Source organism: Bacillus sp. XB1, assembly GCF_053557995.1.
In genome coordinates this window covers 136685-150325 of the sequence record NZ_JBNRIL010000003.1, presented here as the reverse complement: position 1 = coordinate 150325, position 13641 = coordinate 136685, and the positions used below count along the sequence as shown (strand labels likewise).

Genomic DNA, 13641 nt, shown 5'->3' with positions numbered 1-13641 from the left:
CAATTTCGAGAAAAAAGTTGCAATAACAAGGAAAAATGACGAGATTCTCGAATATATATTACAAAAGGGAGGGGATACTGTGTCATTTTTGTTTGTTCTGTCGACTGCTATTATTTTATTGTTTGTTTTATTCACTTTATATTATTATATTGCCGGTAAGAAAGAGGTTCCCCACCATCAATTATTAGAAGAAGAGTTTGAAAGAGAAGAATGACGCCTTATATATAAGGTGTCATTTTTTTTCGCCAAAATAGTCACTGTTAACGTATTTCTCACAAAAAAATGTAATTTTTCTTAACTTAGTCCGCAAAAATAGTGAACATGTAGCATATATCAGTAGTGCGGGCAATACAATGGTATAAACCAAAGCAAAGAGAGTGTTTGAGGTGAGAAATCGTGAATCATTTCATTATAAATCCAAGAATGTTTAACGCTTACAAACAGCACTCACACTTACTTCTTAGTCGTATGCAGCGAGGCTCATTTCACCCTTCTCACATCCAAATTAGGGAGGCGAGTGGTGTGCACGATTACATCAAAGAGAGAACTATCAAGATTGGTAAGTATATCGTGGAGACAAGAAAGACAGTGCGTGTCATTGCAAAGGAATTTGGGGTATCAAAGAGTACAGTCCATAAAGATTTAACAGAACGTCTACCAGAAATTAATCCAGAGCTCGCAAATGAAGTGAAAGAAATTCTTGATTATCATAAGTCTATTCGTCATTTAAGAGGTGGAGAAGCAACAAAACAAAAGTATAGAAAAGAAGATGTAGAGAAGCCTGTACGTCAATAATGTTACAGTAGCAAACATTCCGTTCACATTCGGTAATATTTTTCAGAAGAATTCTTTTTGCGAATATTACGTTTCTGTTAAATTTATGATAAAATCAGAAATTAGGTGAAAAGAATTCGGGTGTAACCTGATTTTGAATATCGAGGAGGAAAAAACGGGAATGTTTGCGCGAGATATCGGAATTGACCTAGGTACGGCTAACGTATTAATTCATGTTAAAGGTAAGGGTATTGTATTAAATGAGCCATCTGTTGTGGCAATTGATCGTAATAGTGGTAAAGTATTAGCAGTAGGTGAAGAAGCGAGAAGTATGGTGGGACGTACGCCTGGTAATATTGTAGCAATTCGTCCACTTAAAGATGGTGTAATCGCAGACTTCGAAATTACAGAAGCAATGTTAAAGTATTTCATTAACAAATTGGACGTAAAGAGCTTCTTTTCAAAACCTCGTATTTTAATTTGTTGTCCAACAAATATTACATCAGTAGAACAAAAAGCAATTCGTGAAGCTGCTGAACGTTCAGGTGGTAAAACAGTATTTTTAGAAGAAGAACCAAAAGTAGCCGCAGTTGGTGCTGGTATGGAAATCTTCCAACCAAGCGGTAACATGGTTGTTGATATTGGTGGAGGTACAACAGATATTGCTGTACTATCTATGGGTGATATTGTTACCTCTTCCTCTATCAAAATGGCTGGCGATAAGTTTGATATGGAGATCTTAAACTATATTAAACGTAAGTATAAGCTATTAATTGGAGAACGTACTTCAGAAGATATTAAAATTAAAGTTGGTACAGTATTCCCAGGTGCACGTAGCGAAGAACTTGAAATTCGCGGACGTGACATGGTAACAGGCTTACCACGTACAATTACAGTATGCTCTGAAGAAATTACAGAAGCATTAAAAGAAAATGCAGCTGTTATTGTACAAGCTGCAAAAGGTGTATTAGAGCGCACACCACCAGAATTATCTGCAGATATCATCGACCGCGGTGTTATTCTAACAGGTGGCGGAGCTTTACTACACGGTATCGACATGCTTCTAGCAGAAGAACTAAAAGTACCAGTATTAATTGCTGAAAACCCAATGCACTGCGTTGCGGTTGGTACAGGTATTATGTTAGAGAATATCGACAGATTACCAAAGCGTGCTTTGAGATAATTTGAAAGAACTAAGGCTAATGCCTTAGTTCTTTTTTCGTTTTTATATTTTTTTATTTTGTTTTTTTGCGAAAATGGAAGGAAAATAGAGAAATATGAAGGAAACAGGTAAAATATTCATATATATGGTTAAATTTAATATTTCCTTAATTGAAAACGTTTATAATATAATGAGTCGAATACGACATTAAGGCAAATAATGTTTCAATACATATTGCCTTTCCCTAATTTGGGCATACACTCTTTTCCACCTCCGTGTCAGTTGCAAAAATGTGCAACTATTTTAATGGAATAGAGTGTGTGCATTTTTTTTAGGAAGTTGTGCTAAATATAAAATGTTACTTTGTAATGACAAACAATAAACAAAATGGGATAATAGCAATATGTCCAAGTGGTAAGACCAATATTACAAAAGGGGCGATTGTTACATGCTAAATATAGAACAAATTAAAGAAATCATTCCTCACCGCTATCCATTTTTACTTGTTGATAAAATATTAGAAGTAGATGAAGGAAAAAGAGCGGTTGGGATTAAAAATGTATCCGCAAACGAAGAATTCTTTAACGGACACTTCCCTGACTATGCAGTTATGCCTGGTGTACTTATTGTAGAAGCATTAGCACAAGTCGGAGCAGTTGCAGTATTAAAGAAAGAAGAAAACCGCGGAAGACTTGCTTTCTTTGCAGGTATCGACAATTGCCGTTTCAAAAAACAAGTACGCCCAGGTGATCAGCTTCGTCTAGAAGTAGAAATGACACGCGTACGCGGCCCGATTGGAAAAGGAAAAGCAATCGCAACAGTAGATGGTGAAGTTGCATGTGAGGCAGAAATTACATTTGCGATTGGTGATAAAAAAGAATAGATAGTACTAAAAAATCTCCTTGTAAAAAGACAAGGAGATTTTTTTAATTTCTGCTATATAACGATGAAACGATAATATACAAACTAATCAGAAAATTACTTGTAAATAGATGGTAATTACCATATACTTACTTTATTGTTTATCTAGAAAACAGGATAAGTGATAAAGGTAATAAAGAAATAAGGGCATTGTCATATTGTTAAGGTACTTAAATAAGACAAAGTAGAATGTTATTGATTATGATGAAATGTAGGGAAATCAGCAAGAATATTAATTAGACGTATGAAATCGAGCATAAGAGAGAGAAAAGGGAAATGTCGCATTTCACAAAAGGAGATTATGAATATGTTCGGGAGAAAGAAAAGAAAACCATTACGACAATTAATTACACATAAAGAGCCTAAATCGCGTATTACAGAACAATACCGTAACATTCGTACAAACATTGAGTTTACATCTGTAGATAATCATGTTCGTTCTATTATTGTTACTTCAGCCGATCCAGGTGATGGGAAAACAACGACAATCTCAAACTTAGCAGTTGTTTTCGGACAACAAGGAAAGAAAGTTTTATTAATTGGAGCTGACTTGCGGAAGCCGACGATACAAAACTTATTTGCTATTCATAGTTCAAATGGATTAACAAACTTATTATCAGGACAAGCAAAACTTATGCAATGCATTCAAAAAACAGATATAGAGAACGTATACTTAATGGCAGCAGGTCCAATCCCGCCAAACCCAGCAGAACTATTAGGGAGCCGGGCAATGGACGAGGCGTTGCTAGAAGCATATAACATGTTTGATATTATATTAATAGATACACCACCTGTCCTTGCGGTTACAGATGCACAAATACTTGCGAATAAATGTGATGGAATCGTACTCGTTGTACGAAGTGAAAAGACAGAAAAAGATAAAATCGTAAAAGCGAAACAAATATTAGATAAAGCATCAGGAAAACTACTAGGTGTTATTTTGAACGATAAAAGAGAAGAAAAAGAACAATATGGTTATTACTAAAATATGAAAAAGCCAACAAAAATTTTGTTGGCTTTTTTGTTTTCTGATAATTATTTATCAAGTTATACATTATAAAAACGTGATAAAATAAAAATTTTGGGAAATGATTGGAATGTGTTGTCATATTTAAGATTATTTTGTAAGATTAAACTTGTTTCTTGTGAACAAATATAGAACTGAATTATTAAAAATAAAAAATGTAAGATTTATATGTTATAATTTTTCCTATGTGTAAATTTTAGAAAGTTGGAGGAACCTATGGAAGAAACAATTAGTCTAAAAGAGTTATTTCATATCTTAAAAAAACGTTTAGCAATGATCCTCGTAATCGCCTTTGGTGCAGCTATTGTAAGTGCTATCGTTAGCTTTTTCTTTATGACACCAATCTATCAATCTTCGACGCAAATTCTTGTTAACCAAAAGAAACAAGAGGGTACAGCAATTCAGTACAATGAAGTACAAACAAATATTCAATTAACAAATACATATAAGGTTATTATAAAAAGCCCTGTTATTTTGGACCAAGTGAAAGAAAAATTAGGTTTAAACATAACAACACAAGAATTGAACAAAAAAATCGAAGTGGCTAATGAAAAAGATTCACAAGTCGTAGCGGTAACTGCGCAAGACAAAAATCCGAAATTAGCTCGTGACATTGCTAACACAACTGCAGAAGTGTTTAAAGGTGAAGTTGCGAAGATTATGAGTGTGGATAATGTTACGGTACTTTCTAAGGCAGAGTTATCAGAAGAATTATCGCCAATTAAACCACGCCCAATGTTAAATGTAGTAATTGCTTTCATTGTTGGTTTAATAGCTTCAGTTGGACTTGCATTCTTACTAGAATACTTAGATAACACAGTGAAAAAGGAAGAAGATGTAGAGAACTTACTTGGCTTGCCAGTGTTAGGTATTGTAGCTCGTATGGATGAAGAAACAATGAACGTGAAATCACACGCTCCATCATCAAGAAAAGTGAGGGGACAAACAATTGGCTCTTAATTTATTTAAAAAGAAAAAGAATCATCGTCAACGTCGTCAATTAATTGCTCATCAACAACCGAAATCACCAATTTCAGAACAATATCGTAATATTCGAACGAATATTGAGTTTGCGGCTGTTGATACGAATTTACATTCATTAATGGTAACATCTGCGAACCCAAGTGAAGGAAAAACGACAACGACAGCGAATATGGCAGTTGTGTTTGCTCAACAAGGAAAAAAAGTATTATTAATTGATGCAGATATGCGTAAACCAGCAATGCATCAAATGTTCCAAGTAGATAACATTTTCGGATTAACGAACGTATTAACACATAGTGAACGTTTAGAGAACTGCGTACAAACGACATCTGTAGAAAATCTGAACTTTTTGGCATGTGGTCCAATCCCACCAAATCCAGCAGAATTATTAGGTTCAAAATCAATGAAAGAACTTCTTGGACAAGCATACAGCATGTACGATCTAGTTATTTTTGATATGCCACCAATTTTAGCTGTAACCGATGCGCAAATTATGGCAAATGTATGTGATGCTTCTGTTCTTGTTGTTCGTAGTGAATCAACAGAGAAAGAAACAGCAGTAAAAGCAAAAGGATTATTGGAGTCTGCAAAAGGTAAATTGTTAGGTGTTGTTCTGAACGACCGTGAACGTGAAGAAGGCTTACATTATTATTACGGTGTAAACTAATTAAAAGAGTGAGATATGGTTGAAACATATCTCCTTTTTTCCCTTGAACATGAGAAATCTCTCATATTCAAGGGAAAAAAGATCTTTATAGGAGAGAGGGAGGATGAAACAAATGATAGATTTACATTGTCACATTTTACCTGGTATCGATGACGGTGCACAGACAGTAACAGATAGTTTAGCGATGGCACAACAAGCCGTGTCAGAAGGAATACATACAATTGTCGCAACGCCGCATCATCAAAATGGAAAATATGTAAATGAACGTACCTCAATTATTCATCACGTAAAACAACTAAATGATGAACTACAACAACATAATATCCCGCTTACTATTTTACCTGGGCAAGAGGTCAGGTTATATGGCGATTTATTAGAAGACTATGAAGCTGGTAAAATCGTTACTCTAAATGAAACAAATAAATACATATTCATTGAATTTCCATCGAATCACGTACCTCGTTATGCCGAACAATTATTATACGAATTACGTGTAAAGGGAATGATTCCAATTATTGTTCACCCAGAACGTAATGCCGAGTTAATCGAGCGGCCAGATAAGTTATATAACCTTGTTAATAAAGGTGCACTGACGCAAGTAACAGCAGGGAGTTTGCTAGGGAATTTTGGTAAAAAAATTAAAAAATTCTCACTACAGCTTGTGGAATATAACTTAACACATATGATTGCATCAGATGCGCACAACACGACATCGAGAGGATTTCATTTAGCAGAAAGTTATGAACTAATTGAGAAAGAATTCGGAATGAATGTTATGAGTGATTTAAAAGAAAATCCGTACTTATTAATTAGTGGGAAAGCAATTTACAAAGAAGATCCAGAACAAATTCGTCGTAAAAAATTGTTCGGTATTTTTTAAATAAAGAATTGGTGATGTCTCCTAACCGTTATCAACGGGGGCACTCGGTCATGCTGTGGGTAGAAATTTTTATTTCGAACCTACCTTAGACGCTTGTCGTCGGGAGTATGACGTGAGGATGGGTTAGATGCCCATAATTATTTGTAACAGAAACTCTACCTATGTAGTAATAACTATGACTTTATAGGTAGGGTTTTTGTTATTGTTACATATAAATATAATAATTTATTTTTGGGGGTACTAGATTTGAAAAAAGTAAGGAAAGCAATTATTCCAGCAGCTGGTCTTGGGACAAGATTTTTACCAGCAACAAAAGCGATGCCGAAAGAAATGTTGCCAATCGTCGATAAACCGACAATTCAATACATAGTGGAAGAAGCAATAGAATCAGGAATTGAAGATATTATTATTGTTACTGGAAAAGGTAAACGTGCCATTGAAGATCACTTTGATCATTCTTTTGAGTTAGAGCAAAACCTTTTAGAAAAAGGAAAGTATGAGGTGCTTGAGAAAGTCCAAGCTTCTTCTAAAATTAACATTCATTACATAAGACAAAAAGAACCAAAAGGTTTAGGACATGCAGTATGGTGTGCTCGTAAATTTATTGGAAATGAGCCATTTGCAGTATTACTTGGTGATGATATTGTACAAGCGAATACACCATGTTTACGTCAATTAATGGATCAATATGAAGCAACACAATCATCCGTTATTGGTGTACAAACGGTTCCGGAAAATGAAACACATCGTTACGGTATTATTGATCCAGTTGAACAAAATGAACGTCGTTATCAAGTACGTCAATTTGTAGAGAAGCCAGCGCAAGGAACAGCACCATCCAATTTAGCCATTATGGGTCGTTACGTATTAACACCAGAAATCTTTATGTTCCTTGAGAATCAACAAACAGGTGCAGGCGGTGAGATTCAATTAACAGATGCGATTCAACGTTTAAATGAAATTCAGCGTGTATTTGCTTATGATTTTGAAGGGATTCGTTATGATGTTGGGGAGAAGTTTGGATTTATTAAGACGACAATTGAGATGGCACTTCAGCATGAATCCCTAAGAGAAGAATTAATGAGTTATATGAATGAACTTGTAAAAAAAGAAAATGTACATATTTAAAGTGAGGTGAAAAGGCATTGGCCTTAATTAAAGTATCAAGTGGAACTGTAAAAGAACAAAGAATGCTTGTTGCTGAAGAAATCAACCAGAATGGGACTTATTTATTTATCAAAAGGTTTATAGATATATTAGCTTCTTTGTTTGGTCTTATTCTCCTTTCACCTATTTTTCTTATTGTGGCATTGCTTATTAAACTGGAAGACCCAAGAGGTCCTATTCTGTTTAAGCAAGTTCGTATCGGAAAGAGCGAAAAGGAGTTTGGGATGTACAAATTTCGTTCAATGGTAACAGATGCAGAAGATCGACTAAAAGATTTATTACAGCATAATGAAGTTTCGGGCGCAATGTTTAAAATGAAAGATGATCCTCGTGTGACGAAGATTGGTAAATTTATTCGTAAAACGAGTATAGATGAGTTGCCACAATTATTAAATGTACTAAAAGGTGATATGAGTTTAGTAGGCCCTAGGCCCCCATTACCAAGAGAAGTAAAAGAATATACTTCTTATGATAAACAGAGGTTATTAGTAACACCTGGGTGTACTGGACTCTGGCAAGTTACGGACAGAAATAGTGTCGGTTTTAAAGAGATGGTTGAATTAGATTTAACATATATTAAAAATCGTAGTTTAGGGTTAGATATTAAATTAATATTAAAGACCGTGCTGGTGTTATTTGGATCTAAGAATGCTTTTTGATAGCATTCTTTTATATTTTTGTAATTCAAAATAGGGTTTATTTGAAAAGTTTATGGCGTATGCTCTAAATTGTTTTCGAAATAGAATGATTGCAAGGGAGATGTACTAATATGAATATAGCAGTAGTAGGAACTGGTTATGTAGGGCTAGTTACAGGTGTGGGTTTATCTGAGATTGGCCACAATGTTATTTGTATAGATACTAATGAGAAAAAAGTAGAGCAAATGAGAAGTGGAAAATCACCCATCTATGAGCCAGGGTTAGACACTTTAATGTTAAAAAATATTGATGCAGGGCGTTTAAAGTTTACTACAGACCATTCTATGGCATTTGAAGAAGTAGAGGTTATTTATATAGCAGTAGGAACTCCAGAAAATGAGGATGGAACAGCAAATTTAACATATGTAAATCAGGTTATTAAACAAATTGCTCGAAATATTAAGAAGAATATTATTGTAGTAACGAAGAGCACAGTACCAGTAGGGACTAATCATCATATTAAGAATAAGCTAAAGGAAATCCTACCATCTAATATTGAGGCTGAAGTTGTATCAAATCCAGAATTTCTTCGTGAAGGTTCAGCTGTATACGATATATTTAATGGTGATCGTATTGTAATTGGAGCAGATTGTGAAAAGGCATCGGCAATAATTCGCAAAGTTAATGAACCATTTGGCATTCCTATCTATGAGACTGATATCTGTAGTGCAGAAATGATTAAATATGCATCCAATGCATTTTTAGCCACAAAAATTAGCTTTATTAATGAAATTGCTAACGTATGTGAAAAAGTAGGTGCAGATGTTGAGAAAGTAGCAGTAGGAATGGGGCTAGATAGTCGTGTGGGTAACCAATTTTTAAAAGCAGGTATTGGATACGGTGGTTCTTGTTTCCCTAAAGATACAAAGGCTCTTAAGAAAATTGCAGAAAATGTAGAATATGACTTCAGTTTATTGAGTGCAGTAATTGAGTTTAATAATAAACAACAACGTAGACTACTTGACCAAGCAGTAAAGGATTTTGGTACTTTGGATGGGAAAAAGGTAGGTATATTAGGATTGGCTTTCAAACCAAATACGGATGATATTCGTGAGGCAGCATCTTTAGTTATTGTTCCAGAATTAATAAAAATGGGGGCTCATGTAAAGGCCTATGATCCAATTGCAATGGATAATGCAAAGAGGGTTTTACCAGGTACAGTAGAATATGTGAGCGAAGTCATTGAGGCTATTAAAGATACTGATATTGTATTTATCCTAACAGAGTGGGATGAAATAAAATCAATGTCGCTAGAAATATTCAAAAATGAAATGAAAGAAGTAAATATATATGATGGTAGAAATTGTTTCTCAATAGAAGATGCTCAAAATAGTGATATAAGATATCGTTCTATAGGAAGAGTATTGGTTGATAAAAAACATGTATGTGTTTGATTTAAGTTATAAAAAGTAGGAGAATCGAAAATAGCAAATAAGCCATCTTACTAATTTTTCAAGGAAATCGAGTGAAAGAGGGAGCGCTTTGAAAATATGTTTCGCAGCTTCATCAGGAGGGCATTTAGAACAATTAATGATGCTGTATCCAATGATGAAAAAGAATGAGAGTTTTATTTTGACAGAAAAAACAAGTTATCAATTTAACTCAAAAGATATCAAGCATTATGATGTAGTTCAAATTAATAGAAGAGAGCTTACTTTCTTTTTTAAATTAATAATCTTATTTGTACAAACTTTAATAATTTTATTAAAAGAAAAACCGGATGTTGTTATTTCAACAGGTGCATTGGCAACAGTGCCAATGTGCCTGTTAGCTAAGGTATTTAGAAAGAAATTAATATTCATTGAATCTTTCTCTAAAATAACTTCACCAACTATTACTGGGAAATTATTGTATAAGCATGCAGATTTATTTTTAGTGCAATGGGAAGATATGAAAAAGTTTTATCCTAACGCCAAGTATGGGGGGGGAATATATTGATTTTTATAACAGTAGGTTCCCAAAAATTTCAATTTGATAGACTGTTAAAAGAAATTGACCGTTTAATTGAAGAAAAGAAATTGAATTCTGAGGAAGTATTTGCTCAAATTGGCTATTCAACATATGAACCGTGTCATTATTCTTATCAAAAGTTCTTAAATAAGGAAGAATTTCTGAATTTAATAGATAAAAGTGAAATAATTGTTACCCATGGGGGAACAGGATCTATTATTAATGGAGTAAAGAAAGAAAAAAAGGTTATTGGTATTCCTAGAATGATGGAACATGGCGAACATGTAGACAATCATCAATTTGAAATAATAGAGCAGTTTAAAGATTCTAATTTAATATATGGAATTTCTGATGTTTCTGAAATCGAGAGTGCATTAAAATCCGTAAAGAATATGGAATTCAGAAAATATGAGTCTAATACTGAGAATATTATAGGTATATTAGAGGATTTTTTAATAGGAAATTAAAATATAGCTAATAATTTTAGTGGAAATAATATTAGAAAAAGGTGAACTAATGAATGTTATCATGATCGGATCCCACATAAAAGTAACAGGCGGGATTACAAGAGTTGTGAAAAATTATATGCAAGCTGGCCTTAAGGAAAAGACAAATTTGGAATATTTCCCAACTTATTATGGCAGCAGTCATCTCGTAAACATTATATTTTTTATATGGCAATATATAAAGTTATTTTTCCAACTAAATGCATTAAGTCGTAAGTATGACGTAGCGCATATTCATATGTCTTATAGAGGTAGTTTTATCCGTAAGAGAAAGATTATAAACTTATTGAATCAGAAAAATATCCCCATCATATTGCATATGCACGGATCACAATTTAAAGATTTTTACAATGAAAGCTCGGATAAGAGAAAGAGACAAATTGTTGATACGTTAAATAAAGTCACTGTTATAATTGCTTTAGGGGAACAGTGGAAAGAATATTATAAATCAATCTGTGAAACGGAAGTTGTGTCATTAGATAATGCAGTATTTCCAAAACAGGTATCCGATGATCCCGAAGAAAGAATATACATTACAACTATGGGAGTACTTTCTGAGAGAAAAGGTACATATGATTTGATTCAAGTTGGTGCGAAGTTAAAAGGGAAAATAGATAGCAAATATAAATTTGTACTAGCTGGTGATGGTGAAATTGAAAAAGCCAAGCAAAAAATCAATGAATTGGAACTAGATGATTTGTTTATTCTTCCTGGTTGGATATCAGATGATAAGAAAATAGAAGATATTTATCGGAAAAGTATTATATATACATTACCATCGTACAATGAAGGTATGCCTATGTCTATTTTAGAAGCAATGAGTTATGGGCTACCTGTTATATCTACTAATGTTGGATCTATTCCCTCTGTAGTTGAGAAGGAAAATGGATTTATTACTAAACCTGGGGATATAGATGAGTTAGCAAATAAAATTATCTTCCTATTAAATAATAATGAGATAAGCAAATCAATGAGTGAGCGTAATGTTGAGAAAATAAACTCAAATTACAATGTTTATAGTTCTTTAGATGAAGTTATCTCATTATATGAAAGAATTATGAAGAAATCAAAATAAAAGTTATAGCTAAAAATTTTAGTTAAAGTGAGTTGAGCGTAATGCCTGGATTTTTTGGCTTTATTTCAAATAGAGAAGAGATATTAGATAATGATATTAATATTTATGATATAGTTGATGAAAATCAGCACTTAATTGAAGAAGAAAGAAAAATTACTACTTCAATGTTATATGGGAAATTTTTCAGAAATGCAGTTAAGAAATTTGAAAAAGATAGAGCTTTTTATGAAGATCAACATAATTTTTCTATATTAGATGGTGTAATTTTAAATAAGAGTGATTTATATAAAGAGTATAGTGTTAATGAAGATAGAATAGAGATACTATTAAACAAGATGTCTAATGTAGAACCTAAAACGTTTTTTAATAAGTTTAGAGGAAGTTTTGGAGGAGCCCTTCTTAACAAAGATGAAAACAACTTTACCCTATATACAAATCATGTGGGAGATAAAGAGGTTTTTTATTATATTCATGAGAAAGAGAACACACTGTATTTTGCTACTGAATTTGAGGTTCTTATAAGGCTAGTTCACAAAAAAACAGGTAAAAAGTTCCATATTAATCATAATGCTGCGTATAGTTTAATGACACACTCGCACGCATTATGTAATGAAACCTTGTTTGAAGATGTATATAGGTTAACACCGGGGCACTATATTGAGTATTCAAAAAGTGGAATCAATAAAAAATGCTATTATGCTTTAAGTAATACGCCTGTTGAGATTTCAGAAGAAGAAGCTTTGGAAAAAGTAGATGTTCTTTTTAAGAATGCAATTAAGAGAGCATTTGAAAAAGATTTAGAGTATGGTTATAAGCATTTGGTAGCATTAAGTGGTGGATTAGATTCGAGAATGACTGCTTGGGTTGCTCATACTATGGGATATAAAAATATGCTTAATTATACTTTCTCTCAAACCGATTATTTGGATGAAAAGGTACCCAAGCAAATAACTGATAAATTAAAAACAGAGTGGATGTTTAAAGCATTAGATAATGGAACGTATATTTATAAATATTTTGATGAATCGGTCAAAATATCAGGAGCAAGGAGTCAAGGGTGTACTATTGCTCATACATTAAGTATGGTTAGTAATATGAATTTGGAAAAATACGGTATGGTTCATACGGGACAACTTGGTGATGTAGTAATTGGAACTTTTTACGATAAGGGCGAACGTAAAAAATTCATGCCGGGTGCAGGAGCATATTCTACTAAACTTATTGATAAAGTAGAGTACGATGTAGATAGGGCCTTTCATTTAGAAGACCAAGAAATCTTTAAATTTTATAATAGGGGATTTACAGGAGTAAATACTGGATTAAAGCCTATGTTCCAATATACTGAGACAATTTCTCCATTTTTAGATATTGATTTTATGGAGTTTTGCCTAACTTTACCACTAGAGTATAGAAAAGGGCACAGAATTTATATTAAGTGGATAAATAAATATTATCCAGAAGCAGCAGATTTTATTTATGAAAAAGTAAAAGGTAAGATAAATAAAAAAGTAATAACTGTAAAAGGAGTTCCGGTTCCTTGGACGAGCATTCCAGCAGCAGGTATTAAATTAGTTAAAAATAAATTAGGTTTAAAGTTGAATTCGAAAAATCATATGCATCCTATGGATTATTGGTATAGAACAAATAAATACCTGAAAGAGTTTTATGAAGCAGGATATAATAAGAATATAGATTTAATACAAGATTCGACTTTAAAAAATGATTGTGAAGATTTATTTAGAAACGGAAGTACACTTGAAAAAGACCAAGTAGTTACATTTTTAGTATTTGTGAATCAAATGAATAAATACATTATGTAATTCTGATATT

General features: G+C 33.0%; 15 protein-coding genes. All 15 read left to right on the top strand.

The genetic code is table 11. The features are described 5' to 3' along the window. Nucleotides 1–79: 79 nt before the first annotated feature. The 15 genes from ACK1U5_RS21965 (at nt 80) to ACK1U5_RS21895 (ending at nt 13631) form a co-directional block, all read left to right on the top strand. Nucleotides 80–214 (top strand): hypothetical protein, encoded by a 135-nt coding sequence (locus tag ACK1U5_RS21965; protein ID WP_000008901.1) that lies wholly within the window; start codon nt 80–82, stop codon nt 212–214. A gap of 308 nt (nt 215–522) precedes the next feature. After that, nucleotides 523–795 (top strand): sporulation transcriptional regulator SpoIIID, encoded by a 273-nt coding sequence (spoIIID, locus tag ACK1U5_RS21960; protein WP_000544012.1) that lies wholly within the window; start codon nt 523–525, stop codon nt 793–795. 160 nt (nt 796–955) lie between these two features. Continuing rightward, nucleotides 956–1957: a rod shape-determining protein gene (mreB, locus tag ACK1U5_RS21955; RefSeq protein ID WP_000457978.1), complete on the top strand. Its 1002-nt coding sequence runs from the start codon at nt 956–958 to the stop codon at nt 1955–1957. Between the two features lie 427 nt (nt 1958–2384). Continuing rightward, complete coding sequence (fabZ, locus tag ACK1U5_RS21950) at nt 2385–2819, top strand: 3-hydroxyacyl-ACP dehydratase FabZ (protein ID WP_000931959.1); 435 nt, start codon at nt 2385–2387, stop codon at nt 2817–2819. Nucleotides 2820–3164: 345 nt separating this feature from the next. Next, a complete protein-coding gene (locus ACK1U5_RS21945) occupies nt 3165–3842 on the top strand; it encodes a CpsD/CapB family tyrosine-protein kinase (RefSeq protein ID WP_061139594.1) in 678 nt (225 codons plus the stop codon). 258 nt (nt 3843–4100) lie between these two features. Beyond that, nucleotides 4101–4844, top strand: a complete 744-nt coding sequence (locus ACK1U5_RS21940) for a YveK family protein (RefSeq protein ID WP_061139595.1) — start codon at nt 4101–4103, stop codon at nt 4842–4844. After that, nucleotides 4834–5535, top strand: a complete 702-nt coding sequence (locus ACK1U5_RS21935; RefSeq protein WP_061139596.1) for a CpsD/CapB family tyrosine-protein kinase — start codon at nt 4834–4836, stop codon at nt 5533–5535. Before ACK1U5_RS21940 ends, ACK1U5_RS21935 begins: the two co-directional genes overlap by 11 nt. A gap of 112 nt (nt 5536–5647) precedes the next feature. Continuing rightward, entirely contained in the window at nt 5648–6415 is a 768-nt protein-coding gene (locus ACK1U5_RS21930; RefSeq protein ID WP_061139668.1) for a tyrosine-protein phosphatase, read from the top strand. 246 nt (nt 6416–6661) lie between these two features. Next, on the top strand, nt 6662–7543 hold the full coding sequence (bpsC, locus tag ACK1U5_RS21925; RefSeq protein WP_061139597.1) for a UTP--glucose-1-phosphate uridylyltransferase BpsC: 882 nt from the start codon (nt 6662–6664) through the stop codon (nt 7541–7543). Between the two features lie 17 nt (nt 7544–7560). After that, nucleotides 7561–8241, top strand: a complete 681-nt coding sequence (locus ACK1U5_RS21920) for a sugar transferase (protein WP_061139598.1) — start codon at nt 7561–7563, stop codon at nt 8239–8241. Between the two features lie 110 nt (nt 8242–8351). Then, nucleotides 8352–9674 carry a UDP-glucose dehydrogenase family protein gene (locus ACK1U5_RS21915; RefSeq protein ID WP_061139599.1) on the top strand — a complete coding sequence of 441 codons (1323 nt, stop codon included), beginning with the start codon at nt 8352–8354 and terminating at the stop codon, nt 9672–9674. A gap of 88 nt (nt 9675–9762) precedes the next feature. Beyond that, on the top strand, nt 9763–10218 hold the full coding sequence (gene pssD, locus ACK1U5_RS21910) for a PssD/Cps14F family polysaccharide biosynthesis glycosyltransferase (RefSeq protein WP_061139600.1): 456 nt from the start codon (nt 9763–9765) through the stop codon (nt 10216–10218). Further along, nucleotides 10215–10697 (top strand): PssE/Cps14G family polysaccharide biosynthesis glycosyltransferase, encoded by a 483-nt coding sequence (pssE, locus tag ACK1U5_RS21905; RefSeq protein ID WP_061139601.1) that lies wholly within the window; start codon nt 10215–10217, stop codon nt 10695–10697. The genes pssD and pssE overlap by 4 nt, the downstream gene beginning before the upstream one ends. Before the next feature lie 49 nt (nt 10698–10746). Then, nucleotides 10747–11811: a glycosyltransferase family 4 protein gene (locus ACK1U5_RS21900; RefSeq protein ID WP_061139602.1), complete on the top strand. Its 1065-nt coding sequence runs from the start codon at nt 10747–10749 to the stop codon at nt 11809–11811. 41 nt (nt 11812–11852) lie between these two features. Further along, the gene (locus ACK1U5_RS21895; RefSeq protein WP_097918891.1) at nt 11853–13631 is read left to right on the top strand and encodes a hypothetical protein; all 1779 of its coding nucleotides are present in this window, start codon (nt 11853–11855) and stop codon (nt 13629–13631) included. The last annotated feature ends 10 nt before the right edge of the window (nt 13632–13641 follow it).